At 68.0% G+C, this 17,424-nt stretch carries 14 protein-coding genes and 1 pseudogene; 6 read left to right on the forward strand and 9 right to left on the reverse strand.

The annotated features are described in order from the left end of the window. Window positions 1-3 precede the first annotated feature (3 nt). The 4 genes from BN973_RS21495 to BN973_RS21510 form a co-directional block, all read right to left on the reverse strand. Window positions 4-954, reverse strand: a complete 951-nt coding sequence (locus tag BN973_RS21495) for a respiratory chain complex I subunit 1 family protein (protein ID WP_036472827.1) — start codon at window positions 952-954, stop codon at window positions 4-6. Between the two features lie 5 nt (window positions 955-959). Continuing rightward, window positions 960-2,855 carry a proton-conducting transporter transmembrane domain-containing protein gene (locus BN973_RS21500; RefSeq protein ID WP_036472828.1) on the reverse strand — a complete coding sequence of 632 codons (1,896 nt, stop codon included), beginning with the start codon at window positions 2,853-2,855 and terminating at the stop codon, window positions 960-962. 80 nt (window positions 2,856-2,935) lie between these two features. Continuing rightward, window positions 2,936-3,415 (reverse strand): NADH-quinone oxidoreductase subunit B family protein, encoded by a 480-nt coding sequence (locus BN973_RS21505; protein WP_036470757.1) that lies wholly within the window; start codon window positions 3,413-3,415, stop codon window positions 2,936-2,938. A gap of 4 nt (window positions 3,416-3,419) precedes the next feature. After that, window positions 3,420-3,764, reverse strand: coding sequence for a lsr2/espR transcriptional regulator (locus BN973_RS21510; RefSeq protein WP_084163484.1), 345 nt, complete (start codon window positions 3,762-3,764; stop codon window positions 3,420-3,422). A gap of 174 nt (window positions 3,765-3,938) precedes the next feature. Between BN973_RS21510 and BN973_RS21515 the strand changes: the two genes are divergently transcribed. Genes BN973_RS21515 through BN973_RS21530 form a run of 4 tightly spaced genes read left to right on the forward strand, consistent with a single transcriptional unit; the run spans window position 3,939 to window position 9,364 of the window. Beyond that, window positions 3,939-4,916: an ABC transporter permease gene (locus tag BN973_RS21515; protein ID WP_036472830.1), complete on the forward strand. Its 978-nt coding sequence runs from the start codon at window positions 3,939-3,941 to the stop codon at window positions 4,914-4,916. Continuing rightward, window positions 4,913-5,851 (forward strand): ABC transporter permease, encoded by a 939-nt coding sequence (locus tag BN973_RS21520; RefSeq protein ID WP_036470762.1) that lies wholly within the window; start codon window positions 4,913-4,915, stop codon window positions 5,849-5,851. Before BN973_RS21515 ends, BN973_RS21520 begins: the two co-directional genes overlap by 4 nt. Then, on the forward strand, window positions 5,848-7,692 hold the full coding sequence (locus BN973_RS21525) for a dipeptide ABC transporter ATP-binding protein (protein ID WP_036470764.1): 1,845 nt from the start codon (window positions 5,848-5,850) through the stop codon (window positions 7,690-7,692). Before BN973_RS21520 ends, BN973_RS21525 begins: the two co-directional genes overlap by 4 nt. Continuing rightward, a complete protein-coding gene (locus BN973_RS21530; protein ID WP_051641392.1) occupies window positions 7,682-9,364 on the forward strand; it encodes an ABC transporter family substrate-binding protein in 1,683 nt (560 codons plus the stop codon). Before BN973_RS21525 ends, BN973_RS21530 begins: the two co-directional genes overlap by 11 nt. Here the strand turns inward: BN973_RS21530 and BN973_RS21535 are convergent. The 3 genes from BN973_RS21535 to BN973_RS21545 all read right to left on the reverse strand — a co-directional run bounded on the left by BN973_RS21535 (window position 9,351) and on the right by BN973_RS21545 (window position 14,463). Next, entirely contained in the window at window positions 9,351-10,601 is a 1,251-nt protein-coding gene (locus BN973_RS21535) for an alpha/beta fold hydrolase (RefSeq protein ID WP_036470766.1), read from the reverse strand. The genes BN973_RS21530 and BN973_RS21535 overlap by 14 nt on opposite strands. Window positions 10,602-10,675: 74 nt before the next feature. Beyond that, window positions 10,676-13,297, reverse strand: coding sequence for an AAA family ATPase (locus BN973_RS21540; RefSeq protein ID WP_036470767.1), 2,622 nt, complete (start codon window positions 13,295-13,297; stop codon window positions 10,676-10,678). After that, window positions 13,294-14,463, reverse strand: coding sequence for a metallophosphoesterase family protein (locus BN973_RS21545; protein WP_051641393.1), 1,170 nt, complete (start codon window positions 14,461-14,463; stop codon window positions 13,294-13,296). Before BN973_RS21545 ends, BN973_RS21540 begins: the two co-directional genes overlap by 4 nt. A gap of 231 nt (window positions 14,464-14,694) precedes the next feature. Between BN973_RS21545 and BN973_RS21550 the strand changes: the two are divergent. Together BN973_RS21550 and BN973_RS21555 are read left to right on the forward strand one after the other, a co-directional pair. Next, window positions 14,695-15,711, forward strand: a pseudogene (locus BN973_RS21550) (13E12 repeat family protein). A 21-nt stretch (window positions 15,712-15,732) separates the two neighbouring features. Then, window positions 15,733-16,236, forward strand: coding sequence for a SixA phosphatase family protein (locus BN973_RS21555; protein WP_036470768.1), 504 nt, complete (start codon window positions 15,733-15,735; stop codon window positions 16,234-16,236). Window positions 16,237-16,242: 6 nt separating this feature from the next. Here BN973_RS21555 and BN973_RS21560 read toward each other — a convergent pair whose 3' ends face one another. Beyond that, window positions 16,243-16,791 carry a DUF3558 domain-containing protein gene (locus tag BN973_RS21560; protein WP_036470771.1) on the reverse strand — a complete coding sequence of 183 codons (549 nt, stop codon included), beginning with the start codon at window positions 16,789-16,791 and terminating at the stop codon, window positions 16,243-16,245. Next, window positions 16,788-17,300 carry a DUF3558 domain-containing protein gene (locus tag BN973_RS21565; RefSeq protein WP_169718272.1) on the reverse strand — a complete coding sequence of 171 codons (513 nt, stop codon included), beginning with the start codon at window positions 17,298-17,300 and terminating at the stop codon, window positions 16,788-16,790. The genes BN973_RS21560 and BN973_RS21565 overlap by 4 nt, the downstream gene beginning before the upstream one ends. Window positions 17,301-17,424: the final 124 nt, after the last annotated feature.

Consider the following 17,424-nt stretch of genomic DNA (forward strand, 5'->3'; position numbering starts at 1 on the left):
CCCTCATGCGCGGACGGTGAAGAAGTTGGCGGCGGTGACCGCGAGCAGGGCCAGCAGGAACGAGCCGGCCAACAGCTCGGGCACCCGGAACAATCGAAGTTTGGCGACGAACACCTCAAACGTCGCGAGCAACGCGGCCAGCACCGCCACCTTGGCCACGATCGCCGCCACCCCCGCCAACACCTGAAGCGCGGTGGGCGTTGCGCCGGCAATCCCCCACGGCAGGAACAGGTTTGCCAGCAGCGCCAGCAGCACCGTCAGCCGCATCCCCGACGCCCATTCGACGAGCGCCAACCGAGGCCCGGCGTATTCGAGCACCATCGCCTCGTGTACCATCGTCAACTCCAGGTGGGTCGCCGGGTTGTCCACCGGCAGCCGCCCGGTTTCCGCGACGATGACGATGACCAGCGCAACAAAGGCGAGCACCGCGGTCAAGGACATGACGTGATCGGGGTGCGCGATCGTATTTGTCACTAGCGCACCGAGATTGGACGATCCGGCGGGAATGGACAGCGCGAACACCGCCAACAGGATCGTCGGCTCGACCAGGGCGGCGATGGTGATCTCGCGGCTTGCGCCCATACCGCCGAACGAGGTGCCCGTGTCGATGCCGGCAAGGGTGAGCGCAACCGTGCCCAGGAAAAGCAAACCGACCACGGCGAACAAATCGGCGCTGGCATCCAGCGGCGACCCGGTGGCGACAATCGGCGCGATCGCCGCGATCAACAGGGTGGTGCCGGCGACGATCGCCGGCGCGGCGGCGAACACGATCGTCGTTCCCGTTGGCGTGATCTGTTGCTTACCAAGCTGTTTGAGTAGATCGCGGCACGGCTGCAGCACGCCACCGCCCGCTCGCCCCTCCCAGCGGGCCCGCACCTGACGCGTCACACCGACCACCAGCGGCGCGCCCACCGTGACCACGCCGAGCTGGGCCGCGCCCGCGACGTAGGACATCGCGTTCACTTGGCCGCCACCAGCACGATCAGCACGCCCAGCGCACCGTAGGCCAGGTAGAGGTGCACGCTACCGGTGTGGGCGCGCCGCATCCACCCGGCCATGGCCCCGATCGCGCCGACCACCGGGGTATACAGGCGCTGTTCGATCGCGTCGGTGATCGCGGTCCGGTAGGCGATTCGGTCGGCCATGAATTGCGCCTCGGCGGTCGGGGTGACCTCGATGTAGGTATCGGGGCGCAGCACCTCGCCGAAGACGCGCTGCAGCGGCTCGGCGAAGGACGTCGCGGTGTATTGCATCCGCTCGGTGAGATCAGCTGCGCCGCAAGCCCATAGCGGCAGCACTACCGGTGGGGGGCGCCGCCGGGAACGCAGCAGTGCCAGCCCGGACGCCACCAGCGCCGCGCCGACGACACCGGCGGCGATCACGCCGGGCGCGATCGAACCGGGCACCCCCGGCAGTCGCACCACGGCGCCGAAGTCGGTGAACTCCACGGCGTGGCCAAACGGCAGCGTTGCGATGGTCCGTCGCACCAGTGGCGCGACGAGCCCCGGCGCCACCGCCAGTATCAGGCAGGCGCCCGCCGCGACCGCCATGCCGGCACGCATGCTGGCCGGCGCCTCACCCGCGCCGGCGGCCTGACTCGAGCGGGGACGGGCGAAGAACCCGATCCCGAACGCTTTGACCATTGCGGCCACACTCAGACCGGTGGCGAGTGCGACCGCGCCGACCGCCAACGGTGTCGTCAGCGCCACCATCGGATCGCGTCCGGGAGCGGCGTGGACCAGGGACTGGACCAGCAGCCACTCACCGACAAAGCCGGCACCGAGCGGCAGCCCACAGGCGCCCAGCGCTGCCACCCCAAAGCACCCGGTGGTGATCGGCATGCGGCGCGCCAGTCCGCCGAGCAGGTCGAGGTCGCGCAGGTGCGTCGCGGCTACCACCGATCCGGCCGCCAGGAAGCCCAGGCTCTTGAATGCCCCGTGCGCCATCAGATGCACCACCGCGGCGACCGCGGCGATCGTCGCCGGACCGTAGGCACCGGTGTCCACGAAAAGTGTTGCCGCACCGAGTGCCAACGTGACCAGGCCCATGTTCTCGGTCGTCGAATAGGCCAGCAGCCGCTTGATGTCGGTAGCCACCGAGGCCTGCAGCACGCCGTAGAGCGCGGAGATGGCGCCGACGGCCATCAGCGCCAGCCCCCACCAGCGGGGCCCCGGCCCGAGCAACTGCAGATCGAAGCGAACGATCCCGTAGATCCCCAGGTTGACCATCGCCGCACTCATCAACGCCGACACGGGGCTGGGCGCCTCGGGATGGGCGCGCGGCAACCAGGCGTGCAGCGGCACCAACCCCGCCTTCGACCCGAAGCCGACGAACGTCAGCACGAACACCGCGGTGCGGGCACCGCCGGACACCCCGGTCAGGTCGGCGAGCCGGTCGGATCCGCCGGCCGCCGACAACACCATCAGCCCGACCAGGATCGCGACGAACCCGAGCTGGGTCATCACCGCGTACGACAGACCCGCCGAGCGGACCTGCGGGCGGGTGTCCTCGGAGAGCACCAGCGTCAGCGACGTGACCGCCATCAACTCCCAGGCCAGCAGGAACGTCGTGACCGATCCCGCGGCCGGCACCAGCTCCATCGCCGCGACGAACACCGGCAGCACCGCCATCGTGACCCAGCTCAGCTGCTCGCGCCTGGCGTACCCGATCGCGTAACAGCCGACCGGGACCGCGACCGCGCCCGTGAGCGCCACGAAGAATCCGCCGAGCGGGTCGAGTTCGATCCGTACGCCGGACAGCGGGAGAAGCCAGTCGATATCGACCGGGCGTACCGATCCGAACATGCCCCGCAAGCCCAGCCACACCCCGACGATGCCTGCAGCGGACGTAGCCATGCCGCCGATGACCCGACCGAAACCCAATCGCGGCAACACATTTGGCGTCGAGGTCGCGACGACGGTCGACGTGGTCGTCGTCACTTCCCCGTCACCGATCGCAGCGCCGCAACGATGTCGGCGGGTGTGGGCGGGCAACCCGCGATCTCGACATCGACGGGCACCACCTCCCCCACCGAACCCGCCACAGCGTAGGCATCCGTGAACACCCCTCGGTTCAGGGCGCAGTCGCCACATGCGATCACCACCCGCGGGCGCGGCGTCGCAGCAAGGGCATTGCGCAGCGGGTCGGCCATGTTGCGGGTCACCACCCCGGTCACCAGCAGGGCATCGGCGTGCCGGGGCGAAGCTACCAGCCGTGCCCCGAACCGCTCGGCGTCGTACACGGGGCCGAACGCACCCGAAATCTCAACCTCGCATCCGTTGCACGAACCCGCGTCGACGTGCCGGATCTGCAGCGAACCTCGCACCCCCGCCGGCGGTTCCGTTGCCGACGGCGGCGCCGGTGCCGCGGGCTCGACGATCCGGCCGACGCGAAGGATTTTGGCGAGCCATCCCATGGCGCTAATTCGCCGCGGGGTCGGCGCGCAGGTCTTCGAGCACCGCGACCCGATCGGTCAGCACCCGGGCCAGTACCTGGCGCGCCACCGCGAGCAGCTCGGCGATGTCGGGCGAGGCGATCGAGTAGGTCACGACGTTGCCGTCGCGGTCCGCGACGACAACACCCGCCCGGCGCAACACCGCCAGTTGCTGGGACAGGTTCGACGCCTCGAGCCCGACATCGGACACCAGCAACTCCCCGACCGAGCGGTCGCGCTGCACCAGCAGCTCGAGAATCCTGATGCGCGCCGGGTGCCCAAGCGTCTTGAAAAAGTCGGCTTTGAGCTTGTAAAGGGGCTTCGACTCCACCTTTGCTCCTGAAGAATTCAACATTCCTTTAGTTGATCAGTTGAAGAATTCATCATACTGGTCGGCTGTCGGCGCTGCTGAACGGCGGTCGACGGGGCCGCCAACCGTGATCCAAGCCGGCTCGCGGTCGGCTCGCTAACCTGTCCCCATGCGATGCAGGCAGGCCCGCCGGGCATGATCCGGTACCTCGCCCGGCGGTTCCTCAACTACGTCGTCCTGTTGGTGCTGGCGTCCTTCCTGACCTTCCTGCTGACCTCGCAGACGTTTCATCCGCTCGACAGCTTCATCCAGCGCCACCCGACGCCGCCGCCGGAGGCCATTCACGCCAAGGCCGTTGCGTTGGGCCTGGACAAACCGGTGGTCCTCCGTTACGCGAGCTGGGTTTCCGGTGTGGTCCGCGGCGACTTCGGGGTGACGGTGAGCGGTCACCCCGTCGCCCAGGAGCTGTGGCGCCGGGTCGGGGTGAGCCTGCGGCTGGTGGTGACCGGTTCGGTGCTGGGCACGCTGATCGGCGTCGTCGTGGGCGCCTGGGGTGCGGTGCGGCAGTACCGGCTCAGCGATCGGGTGATCACGGTGCTGTCGCTGATCGTGTTGAGCATCCCGTCGTTCGTGTTGGCCAGCCTGCTCATTCTGGGCGCCCTGCGGATCAACATGTTCGCGGGCATGGGGATCTTCCAGTACACCGGGGAGACCTCGCCGCTTCCACCCGATGGACCCGTCGAGGCGCTCACCGAACGCCTGCAGCACATGGTGCTGCCCACCCTGACGCTGGCCCTGGGCGCAATCGCGGGTTTCAGCCGCTACCAACGCAATGCGATGCTCGACGTGCTCGGTGAGGATTTCATCCGGACAGCGCGCGCCAAGGGCCTGACCCGGCGGCGCGCGCTGTTCAAACACGGCTTGCGCACCGCACTCATTCCGATGGCCACCTTGTTCGCCTATGGCGTGAGCGGGCTGGTGGTCGGCGCGGTGTTCGTCGAGAAAATCTTCGGCTGGCACGGCATGGGTGAATGGGTGGTGTCGGGAATCGCGACCCAGGACGCCAACGTCGTCGCCGCGATCACGCTTTTCTCCGGCGCGGCGGTTCTGCTGGCGGGGCTGTTGTCCGACGTGATCTACGCGGCACTGGATCCGAGGGTACGCGTTTCATGACACAAGGAACCGCCCCGGTACGGTCCGGCGTGCACCCGGTGGCAACGTTCGCGTCGCGCCGAAACCTGTTGGTCCACCGCTTTTTTCGCAACAGGCCCGCCGCGGTGGCGCTGATCCTGCTGGCGCTGGCGTTCATCGGCTGCTACGCGTTACCGCCGCTGTTGCCGTACAGCTATACCGATCTGGACCTGCACGCCCTGCTGCAGCCGCCGTCGCCGCGACACTGGTTCGGCACCAACGCGCTGGGCCAGGACCTGCTGGCCCGGACTCTGACCGGCATGCAGAAGTCGCTACTGATCGGCGTGTGCGTCGCCATGATCTCGACCACCCTGGCCGCCACCGTCGGATCGATCGCCGGCTATTTCGGGGGCTGGCGCGACCGAACGCTGATGTGGCTGGTGGACCTGCTCCTGGTGGTGCCCAGCTTTTTGCTCATTGCCGTCGTCACGCCCCGCACCAAGCATTCGAACAGCATTCTTTGGCTGATCGTGCTGCTGGCGGCGTTCGGCTGGATGGTCAGCTCCCGGATGGTGCGCGGGTTGACGATGAGCCTGCGGGAACGCGAATTCGTCCGCGCGGCAAGGTATATGGGTGTGTCGAGCCGACGGGTGATCATGCACCACATCGTTCCGAATGTCGCCTCGATCCTGATCATCGACGCGACGCTGAACGTGGGTTTCGCGATCCTGGCCGAAACCGGGTTGAGCTTCCTGGGATTCGGTGTCCAGCCGCCGGACGTTTCGCTGGGCACCCTGATCGCCGAGGGCACTCCGTCGGTGACCACCTTCCCCTGGGTCTTCCTGTTCCCGGGTGCGGCGCTGATCCTGATCGTGTTGTGCGCGAACCTCGCCGGTGACGGACTGCGCGACGCCATCGATCCGGGCGCGAAGCCGACCCGGCGCAAGAATCGCAAGCCGGTCGGGCGGCCGCGGTGACGGCGCTGCTGGAAGTGACCGACCTCGGCGTCACCTTCGACAGCGGGGATGCCCGAATCCCCGCGGTGCGCGGGGCGACCTACCACATCGACCCGGGCGAAGTGCTGGCGATCGTGGGCGAATCCGGCTCGGGTAAGAGCACCGCCGCGATGGCCGTGATCGGACTGCTGCCCCAGTACGCCCAGGTGTCCGGTTCGGTGCGGCTGCACGGCCAGGAGCTGCTCGGGCTGTCCGACCAGGAGATGTCACGGATCCGCGGCAAGACGATCGGCACCGTGTTCCAGGACCCGATGTCGGCGCTGACCCCCGTCTATACCGTCGGGGACCAGATAGCCGAGGCCATCCGGGTCCACCACCGCGACGTCGGCCGCGCCGCTGCCCGCACGCGGGCCGTGGAGCTGCTCGAGCTGGTCGGTATCGCGCAGCCGGACCGCCGCGCAAAAGCGTTCCCGCACGAGCTATCCGGCGGCGAGCGCCAGCGGGTCGTGATCGCGATCGCGATCGCCAACGATCCCGACCTGCTGATCTGCGACGAGCCCACCACCGCGCTGGACGTCACCGTGCAGGCTCAGATTCTCGACGTGCTGCGCACGGCCCGCGACGTCACCGGCGCGGGCGTGTTGATCATCACCCACGACCTGGGGGTGGTCTCGGAGTTCGCCGACCGGGCCATGGTCATGTACGCCGGGCGTGAGGTGGAGATCGCGACCGTGGAAGATCTGTACCGGGACCGCCGGATGCCCTACACGGTCGGGTTGCTCGGTTCGGCGCCGCGGCTGGACGCCCCGCAGGGCACCCGGCTGGTTCCGATCCCCGGTGCGCCACCCAATCTTTCGACGCTGGTCCCCGAGGCCTGTCCGTTCATGCCGCGCTGCCCGCTGGCGATCGACGAATGTGGTTCGGCTGAACCGGCTCTGATCACCGTCGCGCAAGACCACCGGGCGGCGTGCATCCGTACCGACGACGTCGCGGGGCGTTCTGCCGCCGAGATCTTCGACGTGACAACCGCGCCACCGGACATCGATACCGCGGCGGAGGTGGGTGCAACGGTGCTACGGGTCGCAGACCTGCGCAAGACCTACCCGCTCACCAAGGGCGTGGTCTTCCGCAGGCGGGTGGGTGAGGTGCGAGCGGTCGACGGCGTCAGCTTCACCCTGGAGCAGGGCCGCACACTGGCGATCGTCGGCGAGTCCGGCTCGGGCAAATCGACTACCCTGCAACAGATCCTGGAATTAAATGCACCGCAATCGGGTTCGATCGAGGTGCTCGGCGCCGACGTCGCCGCGTTGAATCCGGAGAGCCGGCGCTCGCTGCGGCGCGACATCCAGGTCGTGTTCCAGGACCCGGTGGCGTCGCTGGACCCGCGGCTACCGGTGTCCGAAGTCATAGCTGAGCCTTTGCAGGCAAACGGATTTCACAAGGCCGACGCCGACGCGCGAGTCGCCGAACTGCTCGACATCGTCGGCCTGCGCCACGCCGACGCCACCCGCTATCCGGCCGAGTTCTCCGGGGGACAGAAGCAGCGCATCGGCATCGCGCGGGCGCTGGCGCTGCAGCCTAAGATACTGGCGCTCGACGAGCCGGTGTCGGCGCTCGACGTCTCGATCCAAGCGGGGATCATCAACCTGCTGCTCGACCTGCAAGACCGGTTTGGTCTGTCGTATCTGTTTGTCTCGCACGATCTTTCCGTCGTCAAACACCTGGCGCATCGGGTGGTGGTGCTGTACCGGGGCACCATCGTCGAGCAGGGCGACGGCGATGAGGTCTTCACCAACCCACAGCACGAATACACCCGGCGGCTGCTGGCCGCCGTTCCGCGAGCGCACGCCGATGCGGGTTAGCATCGGCGGGGTGACGGTGACCCCCCGCAAGTTCGCGGCCCTGGCATTGGCGCTGCTGGTCGCCGGATGTTCGAGCGGGTATGACGACCTGCCGGAGACCCGGGCGGCTCAGCTCGGCGCCACCAGCGACATGAACCCGCAGGACCCCGACACGCTGCAGGACGGCGGCAACCTGCGCCTGCCACTGACGGCGTTCCCGGACAACTTCAATCAGTTGAACATCGACGGCAATACCTCCGACACCGCCGCGGTTCTGGCGGCCACGCAGCCCGGGGCGTTCATGACCCAGGCGGACGGCAGCCTGCAGCTCAACACCGACTACTTCACCGGCGCCGAGCTGACGGGGACCAATCCCCAAACCGTCACGTACACAATCAATCCCAAGGCCGTCTGGAGCGACGGCACGCCGATCACGTGGGAAGACCTCAAGTCGGAGGTTGAAGCGTGCAACGGCCGCGACAAGCGGTACCTGATCGCCAGCCGGGCCGGGTTCGAACGGGTGAAGTCGGTGACCAGAGGCGTCGACGACCGCCAGGCCGTGGTCACCTTCTCCGATCCGTACGCCGAATGGCGGGGCATGTTCGCCGGCGGGATGCAACCTCGCAGCATGACCGCCAATCCGGAGGTCTTCAACAAGGGCCAGCTGGAAGGCCCCGGCCCGTCCGCCGGGCCGTTCATCGTGTCGACGATCGACCGGACCGCCCAGCGCATCGTGTTGACCCGCAATCCTCGATGGTGGGGCCGGAAGCCACGGCTGGATTCGATCACCTTCCTGGTGCTCGACGTCTCCGCGATCATCCCCGCCCTGCAGAACAAGGCGATCGACGCGGCGGGTATCACGACGCTCGACGATATGGTGACCGCCCAGCGCACACCCGGGATTGTGATCCGGCGCGCGCCGGCCCCGACCTGGTTCCACTTCACGTTCAACGGCGCCCAGGGGTCGATCATGGCCGACGAGCGGCTGCGACGGGCGGTCTGCCACGGCATCGACCGACAGGCCATCGTCGATGTCGTCGAGCACGGTCTGACCACTGATCCCGTGCCGTTGAACAACCACGTCTATGTGGCCGGACAGGTTGGTTACCAAAACAACAGTGCGCCAGGCGATTACAACCCGGACCAGGCCCGCAGAGAGCTGGACGCCATGGGGTGGAAGCTCAACGGGGCGGTGCGCGAGAAGGACGGCAAGCAGCTCGTCGTCCGCGACGTCCTTTTCGACGCGGCGTCCAACCGGCAGATCGCCATGGTGGCGCAGAACAGCCTGGCGCAGATCGGCGTGAAGCTGGTGCTCGACGTCAAAGCCGGGAATGGCTTTTTCAGCCAGTACATCGGGGTCGGCGACTTCGATATCGCCCAATTCGGTTGGGAAGGCAATGCTTTCCCGCTGTCTGCGCTTCCGCAGATCTACACCTCGGACGGCGACAGCAATTTCGGCAGGATCGGCAACGCCGCGATCGATGCGAAGATCGCCGAGACATTGTCGGAGCTGGACCAGAACAAGGCGCGTGCTCTGGCCAATGAAGTTGACCAGATGATCTGGCAGGAAGGGTTCAACCTGCCACTGTTTCAGTCGCCGGGCAACCGGGCGGTGCGACGTGATTTGGCCAATTTCGGTGCGGCCGGACTGGCCGACGTGGACTACACCGCGATCGGGTTCATGCGGACCTGAGCCGCCGCCACAGCGGTGTCACCACCGGCAACGCGCCCTCCGCGATCGCGGCCACCTCGACCGCCTTCCACAGCACGCGCATGGCGGGACGGGCCGGCAGGGTGTCCAGCGCAGGTCCCCGACCGGCGAGCGTGTCGACGTCGCCGCGGCACACCGCGTCGGCGATCATCAGCGCGGCGGGCTCACGAAAGTCCACGGCGCTGTGCGCCATCGTCGGCAATGCCAACAACAGCGCGTTGGGCACCAGCGAGGCCACCCGCTCCGCCACCGCCCGTGGTGTCACCAGATCGCGCCCACCGGACACCACGACCGTGGGCCAGGTGAACTTGGGCATCTCGGCCACCAGATCATACGGCTCTGCTTCGAAAGCGTCTGTCTCGCTGATGATTTCGCGTAATGCCACAGCGGGATCGAGCGGCAACCCGTCGGGTTCGGCCGCGTAGTCGAGTTCGCGGAATGCGATGCGGCTCACCAGATCGATCTCGTGGCGGTATGCGACATTGCGGCTGACAAGGCCGGAGAAGCGGGATAGCATCCGCCACACCGTCATTCGGCCACTGCGCAGCAAGTCGAGTTCGCGCTCCAGCAGCGCAGCGCCGCCGTAGGCGTAGATGGTGGCGGCGATCTCCCCCGCCGTCCCGGTCATCACCCCGGTGTCGATCAGCTTGCGGACCTTGGGCGCCAACGCAGCGGTTTCCGGAGTATCGCCGTCGAACAGCAGACCGCGGACGGCGTCGCGCACGACCGCGATGTCGTGTCGTGACAGCAGTGGGGAATCGAGAATCATCGCGTGCACCCGGCCGGGATGGCGTACGCCGAAGCCCGCCGCGATGTAGCTGCCGTACGACGTGCCGTAGACGACGGCGGAGTCCACGTGGGCGTCGTCGAGCACGGCGGCGACGTCGTCGACGACCTGATCGACGGTGATCGCCTCGGGCGGCAGATCGTCGCCGGAGTCGTCATGGCGCGACATGCCGATCCCGCGGTGTTCGATCATGATGACGTCGAGACCCGCGAGGGCGGCGCGACGCCGTAATCCCTTGTAGACCTGCAGCGAGGCCACGCCCGGCCCCCCGGGGATGATGACCAGCGGGTGGGCGGACTTGCGGCCGGTGCGCACATAGTAGAGGTCGAACTCGTCGGCGCTGCCCGGGGCGATCGGCCTGCGCACCGGCCGGACGCCGGGCATTGCCGCAAGCCGTTTGTGCACCCGGCGCCGTTTGGAGTTCATGGTCATCGCTGCCCATTCTGCCGGGGTCGCTCGCGGTCAGCAGCGCGGCCGGTGCTCAGGTCGCCACGACGGCCGGGGCCCTACACAGTGAGATCGATACGGTGCGCACCTTTCACGCTGTCGTAACGATCGGGGCTGCACGTCAACACGATCACCTGGCCGTGGGCGCCCACGGTGTCGAACACCTCGCCCATCTTGGCCAGCCGATCGGGGTCGGTGAACCCGAGTGCGTCGTCGACGACGACCGGAACGGCGTCCTCCTTGGCGACCAGGGCCGCACCGGCCAACCGCGCCAGAATCCCGAGTTGCTCCTTGGCCCCGCCGGACAGCGAGTCGTAGGGCACCGTGACACCGTCCAGGGTCCGGCTGCGGATACACAGGTCGGTGTCGACGTCGACCTCGAAGCTGGGCCCGAACACCGGACGTCCGAGCCGCTGCAATTCCGCGCGGTAGGGCTCGACGTAGCCCAGCCGGGTGGTGTCGCGATGGCGGGCCATCACCGAACGCAACAGCTGTGCCGCGCGGGCCCGGCCCCCGATTCGGCTGTGCTGACTGGCGGCGTGCTCGCGCTCGACCTCCGCGGCGTCGAGCTTGCCTTGGCGGCCCTCGCTGCCGAACACCGAAAGCTCGATGGCGAGCTCTCGCAACGTACGGGCCGCGTCTTCGTAGCGGCCGCGCAGCGACTCGGCGGCTTCGGTGGCGGCGGCCAATTCGGCGGTCACCGCATCGGGTGCCGCGGCGGCCAATTCTTCGGCCAGCTCGACGGCTCGGTGCTGCGCGGTTTGCGCGGCCCGCTGCCCGGCGTCCGCGGACGCGGCCAGATCCTCGTCGGTCACCGAGGTCCGCTCCTGCGCCAGCCGATCGGTGGCGCTGGCCAGTTCGGCCCGTTGGGTTGTCGCTTCGTTGAGCAGAAGCGTTGCCCGGGTGGAGGTCTCGGCGACCCGGGCGTCGGCCGCCGCGGCGGCCTGCCGGCGTGTCTCGCATTCGGCTTCCGCGGCCAGGCGGGCAGCCTGCGCGGCATCCAGTTCGGCGCGAGCGGAAGCGATGTCGGTGGCGAACAGATCCGGCTCGGCCGGGTGGCCGACCCGCAGCTGCGCCAGCCGGTCGCGAAGCTGCTCGATGTCTTCGTCGCCGCACAGTCCGGACAGCGTCGCGCTCAATTGGTCGCGGCTGCTCTGCAGTTCACGGCGGTGCTGATCCGCCGATCGCGCCGCGGCGAGATCGTCGACTCGACCGATGGCCAGTGCCGCGGCCAGTTCTTGTTGTGCCGCTGCGAATTTCGCCTGCACATCGAGTGCTGTCGAACCGGGGGTGATCCGCGCGGTGAGGACACCGGGAACCTCGACCTCGGTCGTTCCGGTGGCCGTGGTCGACCAGGTTTGCCCTGCCGACAGCGACACTCGTTGTTCGCCGACCGCGAGTTCGATGTCGGCCGTGGCGGTGAACTCGACCGCCGCCGAGATCAACGTCAGTTGGTCACCGGCGCGATCGACAGCGGCTGCGGCGCTTTCGATTCGGCGCAGTAGCTCCTCGGTGACGACGACCTCGGAAAGCTCTGCGGCGACCCGGTCCCGGTCGCGCTGGACGGCGTCGATCTTGGCCAGCCGGGCGCTGAGCCGGTCGATCTCTTCACGCTCGGCGAGCTGGTCCACGGTGCGGCGGGCGGATTCGACGCGGCGCGCCAGGTCGGCCAGAACCTGGGTGGCCTCCCGCAATGCGGCACCGGCCGTTTCGGCGTCGGCCTGCGCGGCCGTCTGCGCCTCGGCGGCTTGCCGGGCTTCGGTGTCGGCGGCGACGACGGCAGCCGTGCGCGTCTGGATCTCGGCCACCAGGCGCGACCGGCCGTTGTGCGCGGCGTCGGCTGCGGCGCTTGTCGCCGCCGCGGCGGCCGCGACCAGCTTGGCTTCCCGCACTTGGCGAGTGAGCTCCGCGGCCTTGTCGGCGGCGGCCCGCGCGACGGCCAACCGCGGACCCGCCGCAAGCCGCAATTGGGAAAGCTCGGCCACTTGCTCGGTCAACACGGCATGGCGGCGCACCCGGTCGTCGACCTCGGCGACCGCCGCCCGGCACTGTTCGACCGCGGCGTCGGCGTCGGACAGCCGAGCGATGGCCGTCGCCCACTCGCCGGTAGGACGTCCGGTCGGGGTGAAGTAGCGGGCGTACTCGGCGTCGATCCGCTCGATGAGCAGCGGCTCGTTGCCGGACAGCGCCGCCTCGTCCCCGGCCGCGACATCGAGTGCACGCGAAAGCGCGTCGCAGCCGGAAAGGTCCACTGCGGCCGTGGATGTCGACTGCAGCACGCGCTGGGCGTGCCACAGGTCATTGTCCACCGTCTCGGCGAGCATGCTGCGGACCCGTTCGTGGGCTTCGTCGCCGGTCAGCTGCTCGCGGCGCGGAGCCAGCACTGTCAATTCGGTCTCACACTTCTTGTGGAAGCGCTTGCGATAGATGAAACGGTAAGTGCCGCTGCTGATTTCGGCTGTCACCTCGGAGCCGACGTCACTGTTGGTGGGCTTGACCTGCTTGACTTCCTTCTTCGTCGAGCGGTCCCTGGATTCCAGCAGCAGGTCCAGCGCCTCGATCATCGACGACTTGCCGATCTCGTTGGCGCCGCTCACCACAACCACGCCGTGGTCGGGAAACTCGATCTCGCGGTGCCGGATCCCGCGGTAGTTGGTCAGGACCAACCGGTGCAGCTTCATGCCGACCTCCGGTCGGCAGGCCGCACTTCTGTCGATGCGGTCAGGCGCAGCAACAGTGCCAGTGCGGCCTGGGCGTCGGCGGCGGAGTCGCCGTCGTCTCCGCGCGCGGTGGCCACCAGCTCTTCGACGGCCGCAGCGGCGAACCCGCCGATGCCGAGGTCGGTGAACTCGCCGTCGGCCGGTATCACCGCGAGGTCGGTGTGGCTGTCCCAGGTGCGCAAGTCGGCGAATAGCCGCGCGTATCGATCGAGGCACGCATCCAGCGCGGCCCGGTCGGTGACCGTCAGCGAACCCGTCAGTGCCAGCCGCACCACAGTGCGGTCCTTTTCGGTCATCAGATCGAGGTTCAGGTCCAGGTCGGTGATGTCGCGGCCGGTGTCGACCTGCCGGTGCAAGGTGACGAACCGCCAACATCCGACGTGCCGCGGCGTCACCGTTACCCGGTTCGTTTCGTCGATGTCGACGACCAGGACATGACCCGGATTGGATTCGACGTCATCGAAATTCGTGACTTCCGGCGAGCCCGAGTACCACACCCGACCGCTCTCGCCGACCTGGGTGAGCGAGTGCTTGTCCCCCAGCGCCGCATAGTGGATCGCGCCACGGGCCAGCGCCTCTTCCAGCCCGGCCAGCCGAATCAGCGACGGCTTGTCCCGATCGGGGTCGAGCACGTCGACGCCGCCGTGGGCGACGAGCACCCGGGTGACGGCGTCAGGGCTTTCGAGGCCGTCGAGGACTTCGGCGACCAGGTCGGTGGTCGGCGCCTTGGACCGCCAGGGCGCGGCGACGATCTCGAGGCCCGGCTTCACCTGATGCGGGCCGGCGCTATCGAGCACCACGACGTTGTCCGGGCATTCCCGGGTGAACAGCGCGCTGGTGAATACGGACGCCGCGTCGAGCGGATCGTGGTTGCCGGGCAACAGGTAGACCGGAATACCGATGGCGCGCATGGCTTCCAACGACTGCCCGATCACCTTCGGGTCGAGCTGGTTGTGTTCGAAGACGTCACCGGCGACCACGACGAACTCGGCGCCAACCTCCGTCGCGAGAGCGCCCAGGCCGGCCACCGCGTCGCGCCGGGCGGCCGAATATCGCGGCTGAGCGTCCCCGGCCAGAAAGTGTCGGGTCATGCCCAGCTGCCAGTCGGCGGTGTGCAGGAATCGCATCCGGGCGCCCCCTTCGAAAATGACGTGGCTATCAAGGCACCGCGAAGTCTAAGGGGGTTCACCGACAAGTCTTGGGACGTGCATCGGCATGCCTTCGCGCAGTGTCGGATTTACCCGCTTGTGAGCGATGGATCGCCATGACTGCACACTCGTTAAATCTCTTGCGCCACTTGTGTTTCTGTAGTCACAGGGCGCGGTTTTCTGTCGGTGGGTGGGGTCAGTTTCGGGGGTATGAGTCCGGGTGCGATCGCCGATGGGGAGACCGTCACGGCGGCCTTCGATGCGCTCGAACACGCACTCGACGCCGTCGAGGGCCTCGATACCGAGATGCTGTGCAGCCGCGAGTGCCTGGTGCTGCTGGAGCGCTACGAAAAGCTGCGGCGGCGCCTGCCCGCCGGTGAGCATCGGCTGATCAACAAACTCGCCCGCGAAGCCACGCCAGAAGAGCTGGGCGGCAAACTGTCCCACGCGATCGCCGACTGGACCCTGGTCGGCCGCGCCGAAGCCGGCGGGCGGGTGCGCGACGCCGCCGATTTGGGGCAGCGGTGCGGGCTGACCGGTGAACCGATGACGCCGGTGCTCGAGGCGACGGCCGCCGCCCAACGCGCCGGCAAGCTCGGCGTCGAGCAGGTGGCGGTGATTCGGCGGTTCTATCACCGGCTGCCCGGCTGGATCGACGTCGACACCCGCGAGCGGGCCGAAGCCGACCTGACCCGGCTGGCTTCGCAATACCGGCCCGACCAATTGGCCGCCGACCACCTCACCGACCTGCTCAACCCCGACGGCAACTACGCCGACGACGACCGCGCCCGCCGGCGCGGCCTAACCCTGGGCAACCAACAAGCCGACGGCATGTCGGCGCTGACCGGCTGGATCACCCCCGAACTGCGGGCCACCCTGGAAACCGTGCTGGCCAAACTGGCCGCCCCCGGCATGTGCAACCCCAACGACCAGACCCCGTGTGTCGACGGCGCCCCGGCCACGACGCCATCTACCACGACCCCCGCAGCCCAGCCCAACGCAACCACGACGGCCTCAACGCCGCCCTACGCGCCATCCTGGCCTCCGGAGACCTGGGCCAACCCACCACCGCCTCCTGCAACCCCGCGGCTGGACCACCCGCAAACACCCCAACGGCCACACCGAATGGATCCCGCCACCCCACCTGGATCGCGGCCAACCCGCACCAACACCTACCACCGCGCCAACAAACTGCTCACCGACCGTGACGACGACAACGCGCCGTAACGATTGATTAGCGTGTGTCGCGTGAATGGTGAGCGCACCCTGCTGCTGATGCGGCATGCGAAATCCGGCTATCCGCCCGGCGTCGTCGACCACGACCGGCCGTTGGCACCCCGCGGCGTCCGGGAAGCGCGGATCGGCGGCGACTGGCTGCGCGCCCACCAACCCGACATCGACGCGGTGCTGTGCTCCACGGCCACCCGCGCGCGCCAGACCCTGGCCAACACCGGCATCGACGCGCCCGTGCAATACCGCGAGCGCCTCTACGACACCACCACGGGCACGATGATCGACGAGATCAACCAGGTTCCCGACGCCGTCGACACCCTGCTCGTCGTCGGACACGAACCGACCATGTCGGCACTGGCGCTCGGCCTGGCGGGCGCTGAGGGCACCGATGGCGATGCGGTGCAACGCATTTCGGAGAAATACGCGACCTCGGGGATCGCGGTGCTGAAGGTCACCGGCGACTGGAAATACCTGCAACTAGGCCAAGCGGCGTTGACCGACTTTCACGTCCCGCGCTGAACCCGGCTAGGAGTTCGTCGAGAGCGTCAGCTCCATCAGCTTGAGGGCCTGCCCGCAGGCGTCGATACCGGGTGCTTGCGGGTTGACCCACCAGCCGACGACACCGGCCGCGTCGCTGGCCACCCCACAGGCACCGTTGGGGTCGTCCGGGCGCATCACGATCGAATTCACCCCCGCGATCGTCCGCGTTTCCACCTTGTACTTGAGGAAGTCGGCGACCTTGCGTTCCTGGCTCAGGCTGCCCTGTTCGAACCAGAACCGGGTGATGTCGATCAGGCCGGCCGGGTTGGCGGCCTGCCAGCGGCAGATCGCGCCGACGAACGTGCTCTGAATGTCGAGCGGGTCGGCACCCACCGTCTTGGCCAGGATGTCGCTGGTGAGCACCTCGCATTCCTTGAGCAGGTTCGGATACTGCTGCTGGGAATTGTTGTTCCGCGGAACGCCGCCGGCACCGGCCTTGACGGCGTTACCCCCGATCGACCTCGAACAGCCGGTCAGGATCATCAGCGCGGTGGTCAAGATGACCAGCGCCGTCCGGACACGTCGTGTGATCATTTCGAGTTCGCAATCGATTGACGAGTCAGTTCTTTGGCGATGTCGCACGGCGGCGGGAACGGCTTTTGGCTGAAGCTGATCGACCACTCGATGAAGTCGTCCTGGAACTGAATGCCGACCTCGCACAGCGAGTCACCCAGGTTCGGCTCGTTGCCGACGGCGATGAAGCCGCTGTGGCCGTTGATGTTGATGTCGTCGACGCTGGCGCGCGACAGCTCCTCGGTCTTGCGCTCGCGTCCGATCGGGCTGCCGCGATACCACGAAAAGGAGAAGTGCGGGCCGAGGATGCCACCGCCGGCCAGCCACTGGCAGCCCACGGAGTTGCGCGCCGTGTTGATCAGACCGCTGACCTTGGTCAGCTCGGCAACCTGCTGGTCGTTGATGCCGCCGCATTGCGGAAACATCGGTCCGTGGTGGCCCTCGGCGTTGCCCGGCGCCGACGAGGACGTCCCACCCGGCTTGTTGTCGCCGGAACCCGAGCAGCCCGCAACCGCCGGGATAACGATCATCAGAGCCGCAAGGGCTAGCACCGCGAGGTTACGACGCACCGCTACCCTGCTTCTGCTCGGCTTGCTGCTGGTCCACACGATGCACTGTAGCGGCAGCCCAGCGGGTCAACCACCGACGCGCCAC

It is taken from the genome of Mycobacterium triplex, from assembly GCF_000689255.1.
GTDB lineage: Bacteria > Actinomycetota > Actinomycetes > Mycobacteriales > Mycobacteriaceae > Mycobacterium > Mycobacterium triplex.

Excerpts from the sequence above, each read along its gene's own strand:
- BN973_RS21495 (WP_036472827.1), bottom strand. The coding sequence starts at position 954 with ATGTCCTACGTCGCGGGCGCGGCCCAGCTCGGCGTGGTCACGGTGGGC.
- BN973_RS21500 (WP_036472828.1), bottom strand. The coding sequence starts at position 2,855 with ATGGCTACGTCCGCTGCAGGCATCGTCGGGGTGTGGCTGGGCTTGCGG.
- BN973_RS21505 (WP_036470757.1), bottom strand. The coding sequence starts at position 3,415 with ATGGGATGGCTCGCCAAAATCCTTCGCGTCGGCCGGATCGTCGAGCCC.
- BN973_RS21515 (WP_036472830.1), top strand. The coding sequence starts at position 3,939 with ATGATCCGGTACCTCGCCCGGCGGTTCCTCAACTACGTCGTCCTGTTG.
- BN973_RS21520 (WP_036470762.1), top strand. The coding sequence starts at position 4,913 with ATGACACAAGGAACCGCCCCGGTACGGTCCGGCGTGCACCCGGTGGCA.
- BN973_RS21530 (WP_051641392.1), top strand. The coding sequence starts at position 7,682 with ATGCGGGTTAGCATCGGCGGGGTGACGGTGACCCCCCGCAAGTTCGCG.
- BN973_RS21535 (WP_036470766.1), bottom strand. The coding sequence starts at position 10,601 with ATGACCATGAACTCCAAACGGCGCCGGGTGCACAAACGGCTTGCGGCA.
- BN973_RS21540 (WP_036470767.1), bottom strand. The coding sequence starts at position 13,297 with ATGAAGCTGCACCGGTTGGTCCTGACCAACTACCGCGGGATCCGGCAC.
- BN973_RS21545 (WP_051641393.1), bottom strand. The coding sequence starts at position 14,463 with ATGCGATTCCTGCACACCGCCGACTGGCAGCTGGGCATGACCCGACAC.
- BN973_RS21560 (WP_036470771.1), bottom strand. The coding sequence starts at position 16,791 with ATGATCACACGACGTGTCCGGACGGCGCTGGTCATCTTGACCACCGCG.
- BN973_RS21565 (WP_169718272.1), bottom strand. The coding sequence starts at position 17,300 with ATGATCGTTATCCCGGCGGTTGCGGGCTGCTCGGGTTCCGGCGACAAC.